Source organism: Bartonella sp. AD13SXNS (genome assembly GCF_042196465.1).
GTDB lineage: Bacteria > Pseudomonadota > Alphaproteobacteria > Rhizobiales > Rhizobiaceae > Bartonella.
In genome coordinates this window covers 65,030-88,295 of sequence record NZ_JBHIQI010000004.1, presented here as the reverse complement: position 1 = coordinate 88,295, position 23,266 = coordinate 65,030, and the positions used below count along the sequence as shown (strand labels likewise).

The 23,266-nt window shown below is 38.6% G+C and carries 19 protein-coding genes; 1 reads left to right on the top strand and 18 read right to left on the bottom strand.

Annotated features, from left to right (window positions below; all coding sequences use genetic code 11):
* Nucleotides 1-51: 51 nt before the first annotated feature.
* Nucleotides 52-2,247, bottom strand: coding sequence for a polyribonucleotide nucleotidyltransferase (pnp, locus tag ACFIMQ_RS04405; protein ID WP_375616444.1), 2,196 nt, complete (start codon nucleotides 2,245-2,247; stop codon nucleotides 52-54).
* A 253-nt stretch (nucleotides 2,248-2,500) separates the two neighbouring features.
* Entirely contained in the window at nucleotides 2,501-2,770 is a 270-nt protein-coding gene (rpsO, locus tag ACFIMQ_RS04400) for a 30S ribosomal protein S15 (protein ID WP_005774142.1), read from the bottom strand.
* A gap of 311 nt (nucleotides 2,771-3,081) precedes the next feature.
* On the opposite strand from rpsO, the gene ACFIMQ_RS04395 reads away from it, so the two are divergent.
* Nucleotides 3,082-4,710 carry an MFS transporter gene (locus ACFIMQ_RS04395; protein WP_375703488.1) on the top strand — a complete coding sequence of 543 codons (1,629 nt, stop codon included), beginning with the start codon at nucleotides 3,082-3,084 and terminating at the stop codon, nucleotides 4,708-4,710.
* Between the two features lie 1,609 nt (nucleotides 4,711-6,319).
* Here ACFIMQ_RS04395 and truB read toward each other — a convergent pair.
* The 16 genes from truB to tsaB all read right to left on the bottom strand — a co-directional run bounded on the left by truB (nucleotide 6,320) and on the right by tsaB (nucleotide 23,161).
* Nucleotides 6,320-7,282 carry a tRNA pseudouridine(55) synthase TruB gene (gene truB, locus ACFIMQ_RS04390; RefSeq protein ID WP_375616442.1) on the bottom strand — a complete coding sequence of 321 codons (963 nt, stop codon included), beginning with the start codon at nucleotides 7,280-7,282 and terminating at the stop codon, nucleotides 6,320-6,322.
* A gap of 3 nt (nucleotides 7,283-7,285) precedes the next feature.
* Nucleotides 7,286-7,699, bottom strand: a complete 414-nt coding sequence (gene rbfA, locus ACFIMQ_RS04385; protein WP_375616441.1) for a 30S ribosome-binding factor RbfA — start codon at nucleotides 7,697-7,699, stop codon at nucleotides 7,286-7,288.
* Nucleotides 7,700-7,822: 123 nt separating this feature from the next.
* Nucleotides 7,823-10,342 (bottom strand): translation initiation factor IF-2, encoded by a 2,520-nt coding sequence (gene infB / locus ACFIMQ_RS04380; RefSeq protein ID WP_375616440.1) that lies wholly within the window; start codon nucleotides 10,340-10,342, stop codon nucleotides 7,823-7,825.
* Nucleotides 10,339-10,974: an RNA-binding protein gene (locus tag ACFIMQ_RS04375; RefSeq protein ID WP_375703487.1), complete on the bottom strand. Its 636-nt coding sequence runs from the start codon at nucleotides 10,972-10,974 to the stop codon at nucleotides 10,339-10,341. Before ACFIMQ_RS04375 ends, infB begins: the two co-directional genes overlap by 4 nt.
* A complete protein-coding gene (nusA, locus tag ACFIMQ_RS04370; protein WP_375616438.1) occupies nucleotides 10,975-12,606 on the bottom strand; it encodes a transcription termination factor NusA in 1,632 nt (543 codons plus the stop codon). It lies immediately after the preceding gene.
* 50 nt (nucleotides 12,607-12,656) lie between these two features.
* Nucleotides 12,657-13,283, bottom strand: a complete 627-nt coding sequence (gene rimP / locus ACFIMQ_RS04365; protein ID WP_375616437.1) for a ribosome maturation factor RimP — start codon at nucleotides 13,281-13,283, stop codon at nucleotides 12,657-12,659.
* 151 nt (nucleotides 13,284-13,434) lie between these two features.
* The gene (locus ACFIMQ_RS04360) at nucleotides 13,435-14,136 is read right to left on the bottom strand and encodes a tRNA (guanine(46)-N(7))-methyltransferase TrmB (protein WP_375616488.1); all 702 of its coding nucleotides are present in this window, start codon (nucleotides 14,134-14,136) and stop codon (nucleotides 13,435-13,437) included.
* A 5-nt stretch (nucleotides 14,137-14,141) separates the two neighbouring features.
* Complete coding sequence (gene metK / locus ACFIMQ_RS04355; RefSeq protein ID WP_375616436.1) at nucleotides 14,142-15,401, bottom strand: methionine adenosyltransferase; 1,260 nt, start codon at nucleotides 15,399-15,401, stop codon at nucleotides 14,142-14,144.
* A 130-nt stretch (nucleotides 15,402-15,531) separates the two neighbouring features.
* Complete coding sequence (locus ACFIMQ_RS04350) at nucleotides 15,532-15,945, bottom strand: helix-turn-helix domain-containing protein (protein ID WP_375609192.1); 414 nt, start codon at nucleotides 15,943-15,945, stop codon at nucleotides 15,532-15,534.
* A 149-nt stretch (nucleotides 15,946-16,094) separates the two neighbouring features.
* Entirely contained in the window at nucleotides 16,095-17,729 is a 1,635-nt protein-coding gene (lnt, locus tag ACFIMQ_RS04345) for an apolipoprotein N-acyltransferase (RefSeq protein ID WP_375703486.1), read from the bottom strand.
* Nucleotides 17,692-18,717 (bottom strand): hemolysin family protein, encoded by a 1,026-nt coding sequence (locus ACFIMQ_RS04340; protein WP_375703485.1) that lies wholly within the window; start codon nucleotides 18,715-18,717, stop codon nucleotides 17,692-17,694. Before ACFIMQ_RS04340 ends, lnt begins: the two co-directional genes overlap by 38 nt.
* Before the next feature lie 83 nt (nucleotides 18,718-18,800).
* Nucleotides 18,801-19,292, bottom strand: coding sequence for an rRNA maturation RNase YbeY (ybeY, locus tag ACFIMQ_RS04335; RefSeq protein WP_375703484.1), 492 nt, complete (start codon nucleotides 19,290-19,292; stop codon nucleotides 18,801-18,803).
* A complete protein-coding gene (locus ACFIMQ_RS04330) occupies nucleotides 19,289-20,446 on the bottom strand; it encodes a PhoH family protein (RefSeq protein ID WP_375616432.1) in 1,158 nt (385 codons plus the stop codon). The genes ybeY and ACFIMQ_RS04330 overlap by 4 nt, the downstream gene beginning before the upstream one ends.
* 129 nt (nucleotides 20,447-20,575) lie before the next feature.
* Entirely contained in the window at nucleotides 20,576-21,952 is a 1,377-nt protein-coding gene (gene miaB / locus ACFIMQ_RS04325; protein WP_375703483.1) for a tRNA (N6-isopentenyl adenosine(37)-C2)-methylthiotransferase MiaB, read from the bottom strand.
* Between the two features lie 31 nt (nucleotides 21,953-21,983).
* Nucleotides 21,984-22,475 carry a ribosomal protein S18-alanine N-acetyltransferase gene (rimI, locus tag ACFIMQ_RS04320; protein ID WP_375616430.1) on the bottom strand — a complete coding sequence of 164 codons (492 nt, stop codon included), beginning with the start codon at nucleotides 22,473-22,475 and terminating at the stop codon, nucleotides 21,984-21,986.
* The gene (gene tsaB / locus ACFIMQ_RS04315) at nucleotides 22,475-23,161 is read right to left on the bottom strand and encodes a tRNA (adenosine(37)-N6)-threonylcarbamoyltransferase complex dimerization subunit type 1 TsaB (protein WP_375703482.1); all 687 of its coding nucleotides are present in this window, start codon (nucleotides 23,159-23,161) and stop codon (nucleotides 22,475-22,477) included. The genes rimI and tsaB overlap by 1 nt, the downstream gene beginning before the upstream one ends.
* Nucleotides 23,162-23,266: the final 105 nt, after the last annotated feature.

The window sequence follows — 23,266 nt, the reverse complement described above, 5'->3', positions numbered from 1 at the left end:
TGCCATTCCAATGTTGGGATGGCATTTCATGATTACGATAAGAAGAAAGGCTTACTCTTCTTTTTTCTTACGGCGGCGCTTATTTTCAGGTTGTTTTTTTTCATCCACGAACTTTTCTTCATTCATCGCTTTATCACCGGTGATTTCCTTTCCGGTTGTTTGATCAACGAGCTTCATTGATAACCGAACTTTTCCACGTTCATCAAAGCCCATTAATTTAACCCAAACTTTATCACCTTCCTTTACAATATCGGTTGTTTTGGTGACGCGTTCTGATGCAAGCTGAGAGATATGAACGAGTCCATCACGAGAACCAAAGAAGTTTATAAATGCACCAAATTCTGCAGTTTTTACAACTGTTCCTTGGTAGATAGCACCAACTTCAGGCTCATCGACAATAGAATGGATCCAGCGTTTTGCCGCTTCAATGGTTTTAGCATCAGCAGAAGCAATTTTAATGGTACCATCATCTTCAATATTAATTTTTGCTCCAGTTTGTTCCACGATTTCCCGAATAACTTTACCGCCAGAGCCGATAACATCACGGATTTTATCGACAGAAATATTCATAACTTCGATTCGTGGAGAAAACTCACTCAGCTCAGCACGCGCACTGGTTAAAGCTTTCGCCATCTCTTTAAGGATATGGATTCGGCCACCTTTAGCTTGTTCAAGCGCAATTTTCATAATCTCTTCGGTAATACCATCAATTTTGATATCCATTTGCAAGGCAGTAATACCATTTTCTGTTCCTGCGACTTTAAAATCCATATCTCCAAGATGATCTTCATCTCCTAAAATATCAGAAAGAACAGCAAAGCGTTCTCCTTCTTTAATCAAGCCCATAGCAATACCAGCAACAGGGCGTGCTAGAGGAACACCAGCATCCATGAGAGCAAGTGACGTTCCACAAACCGTTGCCATAGAAGAAGATCCATTGGATTCAGTAATTTCTGAGACAGCACGAATGGTATAAGGAAAAGATTCTTTATTTGGCAACATGGGGTGAATTGCCCTCCATGCCAATTTGCCATGTCCAATTTCACGACGACCAGGAGAACCAAGGCGTCCTGTTTCACCCACTGAAAATGGTGGAAAATTGTAATGAAGGAGGAATGTTTCCTTATACATACCCGTTAAAGAATCAACATATTGTTCATCTTCACCCGTTCCTAGGGTTGCAACGACAATAGCTTGTGTTTCTCCGCGGGTAAAGAGTGCGGATCCATGTGTGCGGGGTAAAATACTTACTTCTGATTGGATAGGGCGCACGGTAGAAAGATTGCGTCCATCAATACGCTTTTGAGTATCAAGAATGTTTCCACGAACAATTTTTGCTTGCAATTGTTTAAAGACGGTTGCAATTTGGTCTGTACTGAATTGACAGTCGTCTTCTGTTTCTGGCATAAATTTACTGATAATTTCTGTTTTTAGAGCATCAATTGCGGCGTAACGTTCTTGCTTATCAGTAATTGTGTAAGCTTTTCGTATATCCTGTTCTGCCATTTTCTGCATCGCTTTTTCAAGACTAGAAAGATCTTCAGGAACAAAATCACGAGGATCTTTTGCAGCAACTTCAGCAAGTTTGATGATGGCATCAAGAACAGGTTGAAGTCCTTTGTGACCAAACATTACGGCGCCCAACATGATATCTTCCGGTAATTCTTGTGCTTCTGATTCAACCATCAATACAGCACTTTCTGTTCCAGCCACAACAAGATCAAGTTTGGATTCCGGCATTTCATCGATATGAGGATTGAGAACATATTGTCCGTTACAATAGCCAACGCGAGCACCAGCTATAGGCCCCATGAAAGGAACACCTGATAGGGTCAATGCGGCAGAGGATGCAATCATTGCAAGGATATCGGGATTATTTTCGAGATCATGCTGTATAACGGAAACAATGACTTGTGTATCATTTTTATAACCCTCAACGAAGAGGGGACGAATTGGACGATCAATCAAACGTGAAACTAAAGTTTCATTTTCACTTGGCCGACTTTCACGTTTCAAATAGCCACCAGGTATTCTACCAACAGCATAGGATTTTTCTTGATAATTAACGGTGAGTGGAAAAAAGTCCTGGTCTGGCTTTGGGCTTTTGGCTGATACAACGGTTGCTAAGACAATCGTTTCTCCATAGGTGGCAATCACAGCACCATCAGCTTGACGCGCTATTTTCCCTGTCTCAAGGGTGAGCGGACGCCCGGCCCATTCAATTTCTATCTTGTGCGTTTTAAACATTTTTTATCCTTAATGACCAGTGTTTAAATCTTTGATTGCTCAAATTCTGGTTGTGCGTAGCATATTTTCAATCTCTGGGGTAGACAACAAGTTACTTCTATCTTTTTGGTGAAAAAAAGAAGAAAACCGCATTAAGTGTGAAATGGTAAGCAATCCTATCCCATAATAACTTATCAGTTTTTAAAAATTTTAACTGAAAGAAACACGTTGAAAAAAATGGGTGGTTTTTTTAAATACCACCCCCATTTTTCTTTTAGCGACGCAAACCTAACTTCTTAATAAGTGTTTGATAACGATTTTGGTCAACTCCTTTAAGATAATCAAGAAGGCGGCGGCGTTGAGACACCATCTTCAAAAGACCACGACGAGAATGGTTATCTTTTTTATGAGATTTAAAGTGGTTTGTTAAATTAGAAATACGTTCAGAAAGTACAGCAATTTGTACTTCTGGTGATCCTGTATCACCAACTTTATTTGCGTATTCTGCGACAAGAGCTTGTTTACGTTCAGCTGTAATCGACATCGTATTATCCTTTCAAAAAACGAAGAAACATAAAGTCACCCACAGCCGAGATGTCGTTCAGCAAGGGTCTGTTAAGAAACAAGAAGAGTCGAAGACTCTTACCTATTCTCGTTCTTATATAGGAAAGAAGGTTAAAATACTAGTCCTTAACAGCATTTTGAAGTCTTTCTCTAAATCAAGGGCTTTTATTTAGAAATATTGATTTAAAGAGGATTTTATGAGAATTTTTAAAGAATTATGCATCCTTTTGATACAAAAATTATTGTGTGTGTATGGTAAAAAAATGATAAATACCGATTTGGAGGAAAAAGATGCAGAGCATTTCAACGTTAAAACTTTTTCGTAATTCGGTATTTCGAAATTTATGGTCATCGACTCTTATTTCTAATTTAGGGGGATTGATACAGGCTGTTGGAGCAGGGTGGTTAATGGCGTTGATTAGTTCCTCGCATTCCATGGTTGGGCTTGTTCAAAGTGCGACAACGTTACCACTTGTTATGTTTTCTTTGATGGCAGGGGCCTTAGCCGATAATTTTAATCGGCGTCAAATTATGTTGTGCGCGCAAATTATGATGATGGTCATATCCATGAGTTTAGCTGTTTTAGCCTATTTGGGATTTCTCACACCTTGGCTTTTATTATGTTTTACGTTTTTGATTGGATGTGGCACGGCTTTTTATAATCCTTCTTGGCAAGCAACGATAGGAGATATTGTGAGTAGGGAGAATATTCCTGCTGCTGTTAGCTTGAATAGCGTTGGCTTTAATTTGATGCGGAGTGTTGGCCCTGCGATTGGTGGTGCCATCATTGCAACTTTGGGTGCATCTGCTGCTTTTTTGTTTAATGCTATAAGCTATATTCCTCTTATTGGTGCGTTATTTTTCTGGAAATCGAATTATAACAACAACCCATTGCCACGAGAAAGACTATTAGGAGCTGTTTCAGATGGTTTGCGTTATGTTGCGATGTCACCTAATCTCTTAAGTATTATGGTTCGAGCGTTCCTTTTTGGTATAGGAGCAATTTCGATTTTAGCACTTTTGCCAATTGTTGCGCATAAAGTTCTCGGAGGAAATGCTCTTCTTTATGGTACGTTGCTGGGTTGTTTTGGGTTAGGAGCCATGACAGCAGGTATTATTAATGAATTTGTACGGCATCATTTTCGTTCAGAAACAATTATTGCAAGTTCATTTATTGGTTTTGCCTTTTCTTGCTTTTTATTGGGAATAAGTCGTTCACTGATTATAAGCCATATTGCTTTATTTCCTGCAGGTTTATGTTGGGTTTTGGCATTATCACTGTTTAATACATCTGTACAACTTTCTACACCACGCTGGGTTGTAGCTCGTTCTTTAGCACTTTATCAAACGGCATCTTATGGGGGGATGGCTATTGGAAGTGCAATCTGGGGAGTTTTGGCTGATGGTTATTCTCCAACAATTGCTTTGAGCGTTTGTTCTCTATTCTTGATTTTAGGTGCTTTTGCGGGGGTAAAGTTTAGAATTCAAGAAATTCCTCAGATAGATTTAAATCCTCTTGATCATTTTAGAGAGCCGGAACTATTACTCGATCTCAAAGCAAGAAGTGGCCCGATCATGATAATGATCGATTATCAAATTCATGAAAATGATCTCGAAGAATTTCTCAAAGTGATGACGCGACGACGTCATATTCGGTTACGCGATGGTGCGCGTCAATGGGTCCTTTTACGAGATCTTGAAAGACCTGAATATTGGACAGAGGCTTATCATATGCCAACATGGGTAGATTATTTACGCCATAATCATCGTCGTACAAAAGCGGATGCTGAAGTCAATAAGCGTTTGCGTCATTTAAATTGTGCTCCTAACGGTATAAGAGTACACCGCATGATTGAACGCCAAACAATACCCCAAGCCAATGAGATGCTTTTAAAATCCTCCTCCGATCATCTCCCTTAGGGTTAAAACAGTTTTTTTTGTAAAACATTAAATTATGTTAATATTATTTTGATCAATTTGTTTGCATAATTGCAACAACAAAAAAATGGGTATTCCAATAATTAATACATTGATTTATAATGACTAATTATCATTTTTTATGGTGAGTAATAGTCTTCAAAAATTTAAGCTTTTCTCATTTCAAATCTGTTTATCTCACTTTATATCGCATTAATCAAAACCATTTTCTTGTGCGTCATAAGTAAGAGTGGGTATGATAGAAATAATAGAAAAAGGAGGATTTCTAATAAACTATTTCGAGTGCCAAGGTTTATTACGACACTTTAAATTAGAAAATAGAATGATAATATCGGCTTATATTTTTATTAAGCGTAAAGATGGGGCCATGCGCAATGAATTTTATATATTTTACGAGCGTTGTTGTGAAATAGGTTCGAATGCATTGAGAAATGTTTCTTAAAAAAGCATGTGAATAAGCAGCACAACAATTTTTTATTTTAGGCGTCCTATTTTGAGTGAGAAATAATCATATTGAAAGACGAGAAAAATAAGAACGTAAGACAAAGCGTAATCCCTATTATTAAAAAGTAGAGTCGAATGAAAGGGACAATAGTAAGATGAAAAATAGCTTGTTTTTGCTTGCTATTTTTTCAAAATGAGGTTGTCTTATCCTTTTAAACATTACTCAACCAGATATATCTTTACTCATATCTGGAATAGAAGGTTGAAACTGTTTATAAAATACCAACCATTTTAATCTTTCTTTCAAAAATGTTACAGTATTAGGGTTGAATATTGCTTTATAAGCAAGAGAAGGAATATAGTATTATCAGATAAATAAAGTCATGAAATAAAAAATATACCAACTATGGAATGAAGAGATATACCAGCTTTTTATTCGATACAAAAAACAACGATAAGATAATCCCTAGCTTGACAATTTCTTATTCTTTACAGATGTTTTTACAAAACCTTTGCATGCTTTCATGACAATTAGAATGATCAATTGTAAGCATAATGATACCATTTTTAAGTGGTCAACGATCAATTTTTATTGGATAGATAGTTGGAAGGGATTATCCTTAAAATGCGTTTAAATCCTAAGGTTTGAGTTTTTCTATTCGAAACAATTCTTTTCGCCAAAAAGAGATTATGGAGGTGTGTACTGTAATGATCAAATGAGTGATTTAACATGATATAGATTCTTGAGTTTTTAAGGTTAGATGCAATGCATATGATTCCAATACATTGATTATAAGAATAAATAACTGTTTTTTATATTGAATGTAAAAGTCTAGATATCTTAGGATTATTTCATTTTAAATGTGTTTAGGTTGAATCCATCCAAATCATTCGCTGACACATTACAAACGGAGGTTAACGTGTGAGTAAAAAGAGATTGAAAAAGGGATATAACATGCCGCTTATGAATCTTTTTAAATGCAAGGACTGTTGTGACATTAGGGGGGACAAAGTGTATGATGGTGTTGGCTTGTATCGTTAACTTAATTTTTGATGTGAATAAGAAAAATGGAGACAATGAAAAGCAACACATTTTCTTTATTTGAGAGAGAAAAATGATTTTTCCGCAAAAGGGAGAAAGAATCGATTAAATTGTAAAAATCCGCTTTGCTTTAAATAGACCTTTGTCGAGGGTGCCGATAGCAAGAAGTTGTTCCTTATAGAGGACACAAATTTCATCTTCATCAAGAGGTATTTTGTGATGACACAAGGGTATAGAATGCCCCTTCATAACCCTTTGTGCTTGGGTTTCATTAAGGGTATAATGAAAGAGGCAATCCAATGCGGCGCTCGTTTCAATTAAGAGCCCATCGAGTGTTGTGAATTTTTTTTCAAAAGAACTATTATTTTCCTCTGTAGTATTTTTATTTAGCGGGCTAGCTGCTTTTAGTTCATCCCATGTGATGAGATCCTCTTCATCAAAAGGTGCGACGGTAATACGTCTTAAGTCAGCAATATGCCCGTAGCATCCCAGATCACGTCCCATATCGCGTGCTAAAGAGCGCACATAAGTTCCTTTCCCGCAGGTTATTTCAAAGACAGAATACTCCTTGGTAGGAGTTTCTATTAACTTGAAAGTTTCTATTTCCACTTCACGGGGTGGAATTTCAACGATTTCCCCTTCACGCGCTAGATCATAAGCGCGATTTCCGGCAATTTTTATTGCTGAAAATTGTGGAGGTGTTTGCAAAATAATACCTGTATATTGAGGAAGAAGAGCAAGTATTTCTTCTTGAGTTGGACGTTTGAGAGATGTTTTGGTTATTTCTCCCTCTAGATCATCTGTTGAACGCTCTTGTCCCCAAGCGATATGAAAACGGTAAGTTTTTTTGCCTTGCATCACGTAAGGAACGGTTTTTGTTGCTTCACCCAATGCAATGGGTAAGAGACCAGAAGCAAGAGGATCAAGCGTACCGGCATGTCCTGCTTTTTGTGCATGAAAGAGCCATTTGATTTGTGAGACAGCTTCTGTGGATTTCATTCCCTTTGGTTTATCAAATATGACCCAGCCAGAAACAGGACGTCCCTTTTTTTTGCGGTGCTGTACCATACTTTAAACCTCATCTTTATCACTATGGTGAAGATCGCGCGCAACCTCAGGCGAACGAAGTAGGGCATCAATTTTTGAAAAATTATCAAAACTATTATCAAGTCGGAAACGTAGTTGAGGCATATATTTCATTTGTCGCAACATATGACTGATTTCTCCACGGAGAAAACGACTATGTTTATTGAGAGTATCAACGACATCGGTATCGGTACAGGAAGTATTTTTAAGAGTGCTGAGAGGTGATACAAAACAAGTAGCAATTTTTAAATCTGGTGACATGCGTACTTCAGAGACAGAAATGACAATATCCTTCAAGATATCATCAAGCAAAATACCACGCTGTAATATATGCGCTACCGCGTGACGTACTTGCTCTGCTACTCTAAGTTGCCGTTGTGATGGCCCTGCATTTTTCATCAAAGTTTTATCCTTGCCACAAGACCTCTTTTTTGATTATCTAGATAAGGAAAAAAAGAGACATTGTTTATATAATCCAATAACTTTTCTCATTTTACACTAGGGCAAAGTTATTGGATTATTTTATAATGTGCGATTAATATGTTCGATACGGAAGGTCTCAATGATATCTCCTGCGCGCATATCCTCATAGTTTTCAAAGGCTATTCCACATTCTTGACCACTTTGTACTTCATTGACTTCATCCTTGAAGCGTTTGAGTGTTTTTAGCTTTCCTTCGTGAATAACGATATTATCACGGATAAGGCGAACACCCGCTCCTCGTTCTATTTTACCTTCTGTAACACGACATCCAGCAACTTTTCCGATTTTTGTAATGTTAAAGACTTCTAGGATTTCAGCATTACCAAGGAAGGTTTCTCGCTGTTCTGGTGAGAGTAATCCAGACATGGCGGCTTTGATATCGTCAACAAGATCGTAAATGATGTTATAATAACGAATTTCAATTCCTTGTGTTTTAGCAAAATCACGCGCTTGTTTATTGGCTCGAACATTAAAACCAATCACAGCTGAATTAGAAGCTTCGGCAAGAGAAATATCACTTTCAGTAATTCCTCCAGCACCAGAATGTACAATACGCGCACGAACCTCATCATTTCCTAGCTTCTCTAATGCTGAAGCGATTGCTTCAATTGATCCTTGCACATCTCCTTTTATAATAAGAGAAAACTCCTTAACACCAGTTGTTTGTAATTTTGTCATCATCTGTTCAAGAGAACCACGCGAACCCGTTTGTCGAGCAACAGCTTTATCACGTGCTAATCGTTGACGGTATTCAGAAATTTCGCGTGCTTTTGCTTCATGTGTGACAACAGCAAAACGATCTCCAGCTTGTGGTGTTCTTTGCATGCCTAAAATTTCAATTGGTGTAGAGGGAACAGCTTCTTTGACATGGCGACCACGGTCGTCAATCAAAGCGCGCACACGACCCCATTCATTGCCAGCAACGATAATATCAGAAGGGTGTAATGTACCTTTTTGAACAAGAACTGTTGCAACAGATCCGCGTCCACGATCCAATTTGGCTTCAATGACAACGCCCTCTGCAGTTCGCTGAGGATCTGCTTTCAGATCAAGCATTTCAGCTTGAAGAAGGATAGCTTCGAGAAGTTTATCTAGGTTTTGTCCAGTTTTAGCAGAAACTTCAACGTCCAAAGTTTCCCCGCCCATAGTTTCAACAAACACTTCATGTTGTAAAAGTTCTGTACGTACTTTTTGTGCATTCGCAGCTGGTTTATCAATTTTGTTGATAGCAACAATGATAGGGACACCAGCAGCTTTGGCATGATTGATTGATTCAATAGTTTGGGGCATGACACTATCATCAGCGGCCACAACGAGAACGGCAATATCGGTAACACGAGCTCCACGGGCACGCATAGCGGTAAATGCAGCATGCCCTGGTGTATCAATAAAGGTAATTTTTTGACCGTTTTGTTCTACTTGATAGGCACCAATATGCTGCGTAATACCACCTGCTTCGCCAGAAACAACATTTGCTTTACGAATAGCATCCAGAAGAGAAGTTTTTCCGTGGTCGACATGGCCCATAATAGTTACAACAGGGGGACGCTGCAGCATATTTTGAGGATTATCTGTTACATTAAAGATACCTTCCTCTACATCAGATTCTAAAACACGTTTAACAGTATGGCCAAATTCAACAGCGATGAGTTCGGCAACGTCTGCGTCAATAACATCGCCAGGTTTCACCATTTGTCCCTGTTTCATTAAAAATTTAACCACATCAACAGAACGCTCAGTCATACGTTGTGCGAGCTCTTGAATGGTAATCGTTTCAGGAAGAACAACTTCGCGAGAAATTTTTTCTCTTGGTTCTTGGTTTTGTGCACGCTTAAACTTTTCCTGTCTGCGCCGCATTGCAGCCATTGAGCGCCCACGTGCGCTTCCTTCTTCATCCAGTGCGCTATTAAGAGTTAGTTTTCCACGACGTCGCTCATCAGCCCCTTTGATAACTTTTGGCACGCGTATTTCTGATTTAGAAAGATTAGAACGTCGGTTATGCCGTTCTTCTTCTTTATCTTCATCTATTTTGCGTTTTTCAATCACAGTTGTGTTTTTAGGCGCAAGAGGAATATCTGTTTGTTCGATGAGAGGAGGAACAGGTGGAGTCTGTACCGGCAGTTTTTCTTCTTCTTGTTGGGGATGTATTTCTTTTTCTTTAATTTCTTGCTGTAAAATTTCTTCCTGTTCTTTAGCGCGTCTTGCTTTTTCTTCGGCTTGTTCTCGCGTTATTCTTTCTTGGATATGTGCTTCTTCTAATGCGCGAAGTCTTGCTTCCATTTCAGCTGATGAAAGATTGCTTTTGGCTACAGATTCTTGAGGCTTTTTTTCCTCAAAACGTGGTTTAGAGCGCTGGGGAGCCACATGCGGCTTTGTAATGGGCTGTAGGGTTTCAGTTTTTTCATCAGGTCGCGTAATTTTACGCCGTTTAGTTTCGACAACGACAGCCTTGGTACGGCCATGGCTAAAATTTTGTTTGACCGTGCTCGTTTCCAAGACAGACCGCTTGAGAGTTAGTGTCCTCTTGATTGTTGTTTTGTCGTTGTTATTTTCACTCATTGTACTTCCTTCACGGCTTGTGCCGTCATCTCACCAAGCTTACTATGTTTGTCATCACGATAGGTGATCAATTTATGTATCATTTTGAGAAATCCTTCAGCAGCCTTTGTATCCAATAAAGCTGCGTGCATTACAGGACTAGAGCCAAAAGCCACTCGCATTTCATCACTTGTAAATAAAGATATGGTTTTTATAGTGCGATTTGTTTGTTGTTGTATTGTGTGGATGGCCTGTGCAATTTTTCGTTTTCCATCTTCTGTTGTTTCTTTGGCATGAAGTACAAGAATAACTTGACCAGAGCGAATAGCGGAGTCAACCTTTGTTGCCCCTGCGACAACGGCTCCTGCTTTTCTTGCCATGGAAAGGCTTGAAAGAGCAGCTTTTAGTAAAAGCGTATCAATAATATGCACAAGATTTGGTGCAACCTCAACATCTGTTTTAAAATTTTTATGAAAAGCTTTCTGTTTGATTGCCTTCTCAATAACAGCGTGATGGGCAGAAATCCAAACGCCACGCCCTGGTAAATTGGCTTTAAGATCAGGAACAATTTGGTTATTGGGACCAATAACAAAACGGATCAGCGTTTGTACTGAAGCATTTTTTCTGGTTACAATGCAAGTCCGTTCATTCATTTAAAGTGCATCCACATTCAAATCATCTGTTTTTTCATTTTCTGCAGAATTTTCACTTTCTACAGGATTTTCTGTAACAAGATCAGCTTGGTCTATCCAGCCTGCTTGTACACGTGCGGCTAAAACCATAGCTTCTGCATCAGCACGTGTAATGTCAAAAGGGGTCAGAATACCAGAAAAATTCTGTGTTTGACCTTCTTTACGTTCTCTCCAGCCGGCTAAATCATCAACGGCATAGCCAGCAAAGTCTTCTATTGTTTTTACACCATCCTCACCAACAGCAACCAACATAGCACTTGTCATTCCAGGAAGTGTTCGCAATTCGTCAGAAACTCCAAGTTTTTTACGTTTTTCATCGAGCTCTTTTTCTTGCCGATCAAGATATTCGCGGGCACGACTTTGGATTTCATTAGCAGTTTCATGGTCAAAACCATCAATAGAAGCGATTTCTTCAAGATCAATATAGGCGATTTCTTCAATAGAAGAAAAACCCTCTGACGCCATAACTTGTCCGATCATTTCGTCAACTTCTAAGGATTCCATAAACAACTTACTGCGTTCAGTAAATTCTTTTTGACGATTTTCAGATTCCTCCTTTTCCGTTAAAATATCAATGTTCCATCCTGTTAGCTGCGACGCTAAACGAACATTTTGTCCACGTCGTCCAATAGCAAGGCTAAGTTGATCATCTGGCACAATAACTTCTATACGTTCAGCATCTTCATCAAGGATGATTTTAGAAACTTCAGCAGGTTGCAGTGCATTAACGACAAATGTTGCCGCATCAGGTGACCAAGGAATAATATCAATTTTTTCGCCTTGCAATTCTGCAACAACAGCTTGTACACGGCTTCCTCGCATTCCAACACATGCTCCAACAGGATCAATGGAACCATCGCGTGAAACAACGGCGATTTTAGCTCGTGAACCTGGATCGCGGGCAACAGATTTGATTTCTATAATACCATCATAGATTTCTGGCACTTCCATAGTGAAAAGTTTTACCATAAATTGGGGATGTGTGCGTGAAAGGAAAATTTGCGGTCCACGCGTTTCACGGTGTACATCATTAACAAAAGCACGAATACGGTCTCCGTAGCGGAAGGATTCACGGGGAATTAATTCATCACGGCGCACAATAGCTTCACCGCGCCCTAGGTCAACGATAACATTACCATATTCCACACGCTTTACTGTTCCAGAGATAATTTCACCAACTTTATTTTTGAATTCTTCATATTGCTGATCACGCTCTGCGTCACGTACTTTTTGTACAATAACCTGTTTAGCAGATTGTGCCGCTATACGTCCAAAATCCATAGGAGGTAAAAGATCAGCAAAAAAATCACCAATTTTTGCTTCTGCTTGACGTTTGAGTGCATCCGACAAAGTAATTTCCGTTGTATAGTCTTCAACGACATCAACGATTTTAAGCAAGCGTTGTAATTTAATTTCACCTGTTTTGGAATTGATTTCAGCACGGATATTGGTTTCTTGACCATAACGAGAACGTGCTGCTTTCTGAATAGCGTCAGCCATCGCAGAAATGACAATTTCACGGTCGATTGACTTTTCACGTGCAACAGCATCTGCAATTTGCAGAATTTCAAGCCTGTTAGCGCTTGTAGCCATCAATTTTCTCCTTCTTTGTGCCACACGATGGGTATTTCCCAGTGATATTATTATTTTTCGAAATTGAGCGTCTGTATTGAGTCGTTATGATTATCTTCGGGAATGAATTGTTGACTTAAATTTTTATTTTTTTTCAATGCATCGCGAATAAGCTCATCAGTAAGCACTAAATGCGCATTTATGATATCACAAAATGAAATAGGGGTATACATGGCTTCTCCATAAGCAGCTTTATCAGTGTTTAAAATAAATCCATTTTGCGTGATATTTGTAAGTGTCCCACGAAATTTTCGGCGCCCATCAATTGTTATTTTGGTTTCAATTTTTGCAAGATGCCCTTGCCAATGAAAAAAATCAGATTTTCTTACCAATGGACGATCAATTCCAGGGGATGAGATTTCTAAATGATATTTGCGTTCAATAACATTTTGTACATCAAGGAGGGGGGAAACAGTCCGACTAACCGTTTCACAATCTTCTACGGTCATAGAACCATCAGCGCGTTCAACCATAATTTGAAGTGTTAAACCATTTTGTCCAAGAAGTTTCACACGAACCAAACGAAAACCTAAAGGTTTAAACAATGGTATGACAAGAGCAGCAACCTGTGCTTCGATACCATCTTCTTCAAACAGGCGTGGTTCATCAAGATTGCTTATTTTTTCAGCTTCGTTCATACAGTTAATCCAAGTTGTTTTCATCAGTTTTATGATATTAAAAAAGAGCGGGTCCAACGGCCCACTCTTCATCATAAGACCAAGAATTTAACCATTGATACTCTTAAATTCAAAATTTTTCAAGTTGTTTATGAGAAAAGCGCTTGATCATTTATTTCTTGATAAAGGTAAGATAGGTTGGCGTTCGTCCTTCGCGGAGAGCTTTTGCTTCATAGCGGGTTCCTCTCCATAGTGGATAAGGGTTTTTCCAGTCTTGAGGGCTTTCTGCTTTCCACTCAAAGTGATCATGTTGTGCACAATAGTATAAGGTCCAGTTTACATAACTGTCTATATCGCTAGCAAAGCGAAATTTTTTCCCCTTTTTAAGAACGCGAGCAAAACGGTTAAGATTTTTTATGTTGATGAAACGTCGTTTCCAGTGTTTCTTTTTCGGCCAAGGATCAGGATAGAAAAGATCTATTCCATCAAGCGAGTTATCAGGAAGCCAATCAAGGAGGCGCGTAGCATCATCATTATAGAGGCGAAGACGATTTTGATGGTGTTTATGTTGTTCAAGGGACAACAATATTTTCGCCATGCCATTAATAAAAGGCTCGATGCCGATAAAACCGGTTTGTGGAAAATGTTCCATTTCATGGAGTAAATGCTCACCTCCACCAAAGCCGATTTCAAGTCGAACTTCTTTTACTTTGCTTGAAAATAAGGATGTAAAGTTTGAGGGAGGAGGGACATTTAAATCAATATTAAAATGTGGGAGAAGCATTTTTATACGCGCGAGCTGACTATTTCGGAGCTGTTTTCCTTGTCTGCGTCCAAAAAAGGCTTCACTCTTGCGTGTATTATGTTTAATCATGCGACTTAAATCATTGCTTGAAGTGTTTTCACGAGATCGGTTTTTTCCCATGAAAACGAACCATCGTGCTTTGGTTTCCGCCCAAAATGACCGTAAGCAGCTGTCTTTGTGTAGATAGGTTTATTAAGGTCAAGATGTTTTCGAATTCCAGTGGGTGAAAGGTCCATTATTTTGCGAATGGCTGCTTCAATAACTTTTTCATCAACTTTCCCTGTTCCATGAAGATTAAGATAAATAGACAAAGGCTGTGCAATACCAATTGCATAGGAGAGTTGAATGGTGCACCGCTCTGCTAAATGAGCTGCAACAATATTTTTAGCCAGATAGCGTGCTGCATAGGCTGCAGAACGATCAACTTTTGTCGTATCTTTTCCTGAAAAAGCACCGCCTCCATGGGGTGCTGCACCTCCGTAAGTATCCACGATAATTTTGCGTCCTGTTAATCCGGCATCACTTTGAGGACCACCAATGACAAATTTTCCTGTTGGGTTTATATACCAACTGCATTGATCAGAAATGGGAATATCATGTAAAGCTTGACGAATGTATGGCTCAACCACTGTCCGTACTTTGTTGGAATCCCAACTTTCATCGAGGTGCTGCGTTGAAAGAACGATGGATGTTACCTCTATAGGTTTTCCATTTTTATAACGTATGGTTATTTGGCTTTTAGCATCTGGTCCTAATTTTCCAGTTTCTCCTTCTCCTTTATGACGGGCTGCGGCAAGAAGTTTGAGAATCTTATGCGCATAATAAATTGGTGCAGGCATGAGATCTGGTGTTTCACGGCAAGCATATCCAAACATGATGCCTTGATCACCTGCTCCTTCTTCACCATGCCGATCTGTAGCATTATCAACGCCTCTTGCAATGTCCGTTGATTGAGGGCGCAATAGAACATCAATTTTAACAGTTTTCCAATGAAATCCGGCTTGTTCGTAGCCAATAGCACGAATAGCACGGCGTGCTGCTGTACGAAAACGCGTAGGATTAATGAGTGGAAAGCCAGTTTTATCATAGATAAATTCTTTATTTTTATCTTTTTTTAAGAGTGTATCGGGAACACGCACTTCACCGGCAATAACAACACGGTTGACACTGACGAGAGTTTCACAAGCAACGCGGACTAACCACGGATCAGTACCAGTCTTTTGAGCTTCTTTATAGATCATATCAACAATTTCATCAGAAATACGATCACAAATTTTATCAGGATGCCCTTCTGATACAGATTCGCTCGTAAAAAGATAATCTTGATGCGGCATAGGAACTCCTTCAAAAAAGAAAACCAACGATTCAATTAATTGCCTACTAAAATTTCTACGGTTTGCCAATTCCACAGCAAATCGTTAATGCGAATTTATATGAATAAGAGAGAAAAATATAATTTTAATTTTATAGCTTATTTGTCAAATCTTCCTCAGAAAGTGCTTTTGCCAAGTCAATGATTTTTCGACGCACTTTAGCATCAGAAATATTTGTAAAAGCCCGCATGAGTTGGATACCTTCGCTGCTAGAACAAAAGTCCATAAAATTGTGATCACTTTCAGCAAAACCTTCTACTTGTTGAGAGGTAAGTCCTTTATCAAAAAAGTAAGAAACAGGAACATCCATAATTTCTGCTATCGCTTGAAGACGACTGGCACCGATACGGTTTGTTCCTTTTTCATATTTTTGGATTTGCTGAAAAGTGATGCCTAATTTTTCACCTAGTTTTTCTTGAGTAAGTCCTAAAATATTACGACGTAAACGAATACGAGTTCCAACATAGATATCTATAGGGTCAGGTTTTTTTCTAGTTTCGGTCATAATGCAACTCTTTAATTTCCAGCACTTTTCTTTTAAACCAACATCAGATTTATGCGAAGCTGATTTATCATATAATTAAAATAATATGTAATATTTTTTCCCAATATTACCGGTATATGCAACATAATATCGCACAAGGAGCACTTGAATCATTTAAGCTGTTTTGTAAAACCAAAACCAATACGACACAATAGCATAAGGATGAATAAGATAAAAGTAGAGAAAGTTCTGTATTCATTGCTTCCTATAGGGGTAATGGATGATGGAATTTTTGAATCAATAATGCCCACAGCATTTTGTTGAAGAGCTACAACGATTCGTCCATAAGAATCAATAACTGCTGATATTCCATTATTGGCTGCACGTATGAGGGGGATTCCCAGTTCAACGGCACGAAGCTGTGCTTGTTGAAGATGTTGATAGGGTCCCGGTGTTACACCGAACCATGCATCATTTGTAACATTAATGATTGCTTGAGGCGGAGGACCTTTAAAAGTCATTTCATGAGGAAATATTGCTTCGTAACAAATCAAGGGTAGATAAGAAAATCCGTTTGGCATTGTGACAGTTTCGCGCACATGTGCAGCACTATATCCACCAATATTATCAGCGAGGATGTGCAATCCAATTTTTTTCAATAAATTCTGATAGGGAAGATACTCACCAAAAGGGACTAAATGAAGTTTATCGGAAGTGTTTAAAATATTACCTTGAGCGTTAATGACTACAATTGTATTAAAATATTGTGTTTGGGAATGGGGTAAATCATCACTGGCGCGTATTGCTCCGATAATAGCCCATTGTTTAGGTTTTAAAAGAGAGGCAATGTGCATTGTGATAGATGATTGATCATAGAGAAGATAAGGAACAGATGCTTCAGGCCATATGATAAAATCAGGTTCTGGATTTTTACCAGTTGCTGGTGTTGCACTCAGATTCATATGCGCTTCCAACATGGCTTCTCGTGTATTATCGCGCAATTTTATATTTTGTTGGATAGAAGGTTGAACAATGCGCACCCAATAATTTCTTTTTTGATCTTCAGCTGTATTCTCTATCGTATGGAGGCGATAAAATCCAAAACTACAGTGAATAAATATAAGTGCTAAGCAAAGAGAAAGTGCAGCTTTCTTTTTTTCATTTGTGAGTAAAACTGTTGGCAAACTGTAGGTTAAGACCGCAAGAATATTCATTCCGTACAGTCCCACGATGGCATCAGATTGCATGAACATTGGGGTTGGCATGGCTGTATAGCCAAGAGCATTCCATGGAAATCCTGTGAATAAGAACGCACGCAACCACTCGGCTAATCCTAAAGAAAAGGCTAAAACAAAAAAGCGTGCTATTCCTTTTGTCCATAATAAGCCGACAATGAAACCAGAAAAAAACCAATAAAGAGAAAGATAGAGAGGAGGAAATAAAATGGCTAGTGGGACTGCCCAACCAAAAGAATCTGGATCTGTCAACAAAGCATTGCAGAGCCACCAAAGTCCGCAAATAAAATAACTAAAACCAAAGGTTCCACAGCTTAAAGCGTAGGTAAAAAAATGTTTTTTATTGTTTGGGGAGGACTGTATTGAGTCAAGTAAAACAATAAAGAGAGGGAAAGTTAAAAAGCAAAGAGGTGTTAAATAAAAGGGTGGAAGTGCAAAAGAAGTAAAAGCACCGCATAGAAAGATCAATGCTTGGCGCTTCCAGCCGGTAACAGAGAATAAAAAAACGATGAAATTGTTTAAAAACGTTGGACTATTCTTTAGGAATGGCATTGTTCTCAAGATTCTCATTTTCTGGAATGCGAAAAATGCGTAATCGCTTAATCCGACGTTTATCAGCTTCTAAAATACGAAATCTATAGCCAGGTACAGCTTCGATAATTTCACCTTTTTCAGGAATGCGATCAAGAATGGAGACAATCAAACCACCAATAGTATCAACTTCATCACCATATTCCCCTACGATAAAATCAGGTCCAAGAGCTTTCTCCACATCTTCTAGTTCAGTTCTTGCATCAACGAGCCATTTATTATTGGGTTCGCGTACGATAGCATTGTCAACATTATCATGTTCATCTTCGATATCACCAACGACTAATTCAACAATATCCTCCATTGAAACGAGACCATCTGTTCCTCCATGTTCATCAATAACTAAAGCCATTTGTGTTCGTGTGGTTTGCATCCGTGTTAATAATTTGCTTGCTAGCATAGAACTGGGAACAAAGAGAACGGTTCGGATCAAATCCAATTCACCGATTGGGGTATGCAAGTCTGTATGGTTTAATTGAAGAAAATCGGATTTCTGTTCGGTTTTTGTTGGGGTGATAATAAAGCGAATCATATAGTTAAGAATATCGCGTATATGGATCATACCACGCGGATCATCTAAAGTTTCAGCATAAACTGGTATGCGAGAATGACCAATTTTTGCAAAACACTTAAGGGCTTCTCCAAGTGAAGTGTTTATTTCTAATGCTTCAATTTCAGAACGGGGTATCATAACATCATCTACGCGTGCTTCACGTAAGCGTAAAATATTATGCAGCATAGTACGTTCTTCAGGTGAGAAGAGGGCGGTGTCTTTTTCATTGTCAGTCGTGAGGGCAACGGTAAGGTCATCGCGCAGTGACGTAGATGCACAATTACGACCACGTAAGAATGAAAATAAATGATTCATCAGAGAATATTTTTCTGTATGATTCGTTTGTTGAGAGGGATTTTTTTCATTATTAGAAGATGTAGGACTATTATTTTGTGCATTTATTTTGTTGGCCATGGTTTTGAAATCTTCTAAACTTTCTTTTTATAATAGATGAATGAGAGGCTTAAATGGTATGCTCGTAATATTAATTTTAAAAGTTAAATTTTATCATTTATAGACAATTCAGCATAAGGATCTTTTATGGAAAGCTTTTGAAGAATTTCTCTTTCAAGCTTTTCCATTTGATGTGCTTCATTATCAGTTTCATGGTCATAACCAAGCAGATGCAAGATGCCATGAACAATCATATGCATTAAATGGTCTTGAAATGTTTTTCCTTCTTTCTCCGCTTCGAGAACAACAGTTTCTCGTGCAATAATAATATCACCCATTATGGGACCAGGAGGATTTCCAGCTTTAAGGGGAAAAGCAGGAAAGGATAATACATTGGTGGATTTGTTTTTATTGCGCCATTGTGCATTGATTTGTGCCATATGTTCATCATCCGTAAAAAGCAGGCTAATTTCGCTTACAACATTTTCCAATGAAACATGATGCATTGTTGTCGTTAATGCTTTTTCGGTGATATTATAAAGCATTTCCTCATCATTCCACCCTGCGCTTTTAATCATTATATCAATAATAATCATGATGAATCAAATTCATTTTTTAATGTGTCGCACGCGAGTGATTTTTTTTTATTGTGTATTCTAGAATCACGATCATAAGCGCGAACGATAGCAGTAACAAGTGGGTGGCGTACAACATCTTTTTCCTCAAAACGCACAATTGCAATATTTTCTACATTTGAAAGAATGCGGATTGCTTCAGTGAGACCTGATTTTTGCCCTGTAGGCAAATCGATTTGGCTTACATCACCGGTAACAATCATACGCGCTCCTTCTCCAAGACGTGTGAGGAACATCTTCATTTGCATGGGCGTAGTATTTTGTGCTTCATCAAGAATAATAGCAGCATGGGCAAGTGTTCGTCCGCGCATAAAGGCAAGAGGAGCAATTTCTATGACACCAGAAGCTAAGATACGTTCTATTTTTTTAGCAGGCATCATATCATAAAGAGCATCATAAAGTGGTCTTAAATATGGGTCAACTTTTTCTTTGAGATCACCGGGAAGAAAACCAAGATGTTCTCCAGCTTCAACAGCAGGACGTGAGAGAATAATTCGCTCAATGATACCACGTTCTAGAAGCATTGCGGCATGAGCAACAGCAAGATACGTTTTGCCTGTTCCTGCTGGACCTACACCAAACACAAGTTCCGTGTGCTCCATAGCGTGGATGTAAGCATCTTGTGTTGGAGTCCGTGCATGAATTATTTTTTTATGAGTTCTCAACTGTGCTGGTGTACTTTTTGTTGCAGATTGGTGTGTTATTGTGTCTTCTTTCTGCTTTTTTGGTATACTTGCCATAGCAATCGCTCCTTTTATATCTGATAAAGTGAGCTCTTGATGTGTTTTTGCACGTTCATAAAGCTGCTGCAATACATATTGCGCACGTTTTATAACAGAAATACTTCCATGGATTAAGACTTCATTACCACGCGGATGAATACTGAGTTCAAGTTTTTTTCCGATATAAGCAAGATTTTCGTCAAATTTACCAAAAACCACTTTTGCATATTTATTGTTTTCAAAAATCAAAACAACTTGGCTTGTATCTGAAGCGTTTACTTGTTCCAAGGGATCAGTCTTTTCAAGGGCAATATTTACGTTTTCTTTAACGCGCTTTATTTTTTCGGTTGAAGCTTTCAGCCTATTCTCCATCTCTACATAAATACCACACATCTTTTTGAGTAAACTCTATAAAAGACAAACTCTCTTTCGCAAAAGTGCACGCTTTAGATGTAATCATTTTCTTTTAAAATAAAAGAGTTTTCCAAAATATTTATTGTGAACAAGGTGTTAGAGGCATGGCTATCTATTGGTTACTTCCCCGACAAAACTGTTCGAACTTGCATTTTTAATATGAATTTCTATTACGGTGCCCGTAGAGGCTTCTGTATCGACGACAACAGGTAAAAGCCAAGGGGAACGCCCTACCATTTGCCCTGAGTGACGCCCAGGTTTTTCGATAAGAACGTTCGTTTTTTGACCAATTTTAGAACGCAAGAACACATTTTGTTGCTCAAGGAGCAGGTGCTGTAAATGTTGAAGTCGGGCATCTTTTACAGATTCATCAACATGATTTTTCATTGTAGCGCCCACTGTTCCAGGTCGGGGGGAATATTTAAAAGAATAAGCTGAACTGTACTGCACTTGTTGAATAAGTTTAATGGTTTCTTCAAAATCTTCATCTGTTTCTCCTGGAAACCCTACAATAAAATCGCCTGAAAAGGCAATATCTGGCCGTGCAGTCCGAATTTTTTCGATAAGATGAAGATAATGAGAACTTTTGTGTTGTCGGTTCATGGCTTTTAAGATGCGATCTGAACCTGATTGAACAGGCAGATGGAGGTAAGGCATTAACATATCAAGATCTCGATGCGCGGCAATAAGGCTATCGTCCATATCACGCGGGTGGCTGGTTGTGTAACGCAAACGCTTTAAACCATCAAGTTTTGCGAGATGATAAAGAAGATCGCCAAGACGCCAAGTTTTGCCATCAGCACTTTGTCCATGCCAACCATTGACATTTTGTCCAAGGAGCGTAATCTCTTTAACACCAGCTTCAATAAGTTGGCGGGCTTCCTCGGTAATTTGCTCGACAGACCGTGATATTTCAGCACCCCGTGTATAGGGAACAACACAAAAAGTACAAAATTTATCGCACCCTTCCTGTACTGTTAAAAATGCGCTAACACCCCGTTTTCTTACTGCATGTTTATTATGAGGCGGCAAATGAGCAAATTTATCTTCAACAGCATAGTCTGTTTCGATAATTTTTTTTCCTTGTTTGGCTTTTTCTAATAATTCTGGCAAGTGATGATACATTTGCGGACCAATAACGAGGTCCACTATTGGAGCACGGCGCAAGATTTCACTTCCCTCAGCTTGTGCAACACAACCTGTTACACCAACTGTCAAGGGTTTATCAGGTGCGCGCTCTTGACGCATAACGCGCAAACGACCGAGATCAGAATAAAGTTTTTCTGCTGCTTTTTCACGAATATGACAGGTATTAACAAGAATAAGATCGGCATCATTTGGCGTTTGTGTTGTCACATAGCCTTGTGAACTGAGACTATCAGTCATCCGTTGGCTATCATAAACATTCATTTGACATCCATAAGTTTTGATAAAAACCTTTTTAGGAGCAACAGGAGGCGTATTTTTAGGATTTACTTTATTCATAGCGCATGTGTAAATGTTTTTTACACAAATCTCAATCTATTTGCTTAAAAGTTTTTTGCATGATAATTGCATCACCACGACCATTTTTTGATAGGTAGTAGGCAGGACGTTCAGAAATTTTTTGAAATTTGAAGCGTTGATAAAGGTTCAAAGCAGAAAGGTTTGTGGCTTCTACTTCCAAAAATAATTTTATGGCGCCCTTGTCGTGAAGATGGCAAACTGTACGATCGATAAGAAAGGTACCAATTCCTTGTTGACGATAATGAGGATGAACAGCAATTGTGATGATTTCTGCTTCATCAAGGATGAGACGGCAGAGACAAAAGCCTAAAATTTGATCAGAGCGATCAATGAGAAAGACTTTGTACCCAAAGATAGAGTGATCTGTTAAGAAATTATCAAAAGCTTGTTTTCCCCAAGACGGGGTAAAACAATGTTGATGAATTTGATGAAGAGCAGCACTATCATGAACTTGTAGCGGAGCAATTCCAAAATTCTTTTTTGTCAATGAAAATTTGGACATTATTTTTTTCGTGGTAAAGCAAAATTGGTTTGTTGTTTTGCATCAGCGCTGCGTAGATAGAGTGGGCGAGGTGAATTTTGTGGTTGTTTTTTGGCGGCAAGATAAGCATAGTTTACAATATCAGCTGCTTCGCAGGGGATTTTTTCTAGGATAATTTTTTCGTTTATTTTATGGTTTTTAATATGCTGCACAACGACATCAGCAGCTGGACCAGTCAGTCGGGCTTTTTGGGGCAAATCTTCGAGGATATTTTCAATTGTTTTTAATCCCGGCTCTCCCAAAGGTGTAAGATCATTATGAAAATTTTGATGGTAGAACATCCCTCTCCCTGCTTCAATGACAACAGTAATTGCCGATACTGTACTTTTGCTGTTTATGATTTGTGCTGCTAACGCTTCAAGAGCACTCACTCCAATAGCTGGTATTTCAAGTGCTAATGCCAAAGCGCGCGCTGTTGCAACACCGACACGTACACCAGTAAATGATCCAGGTCCAATATTGACAGCAATACGCTCAACTTGATCAAGCGTCATATTGGCTTGTGTCAGTATTTGTGTAATCTGCCCAATAAGTTTTTCAGCATGTCCTTTGTTCATGCGCTCATTGATACGCGCAATAACAGATTTATGACGAATAAGCGCAACAGCACAATAAATTGAAGCAGTATCTATGGCAAGGATAAGCATAAAAATATTTTAGTTGAATAAAACGATAAATAAAAGTCCTGCTGTATTTTTAATCTTTTCATTATCGTATATTTCATTTGTAAGAAAGTTACTAGTGCCAATAAG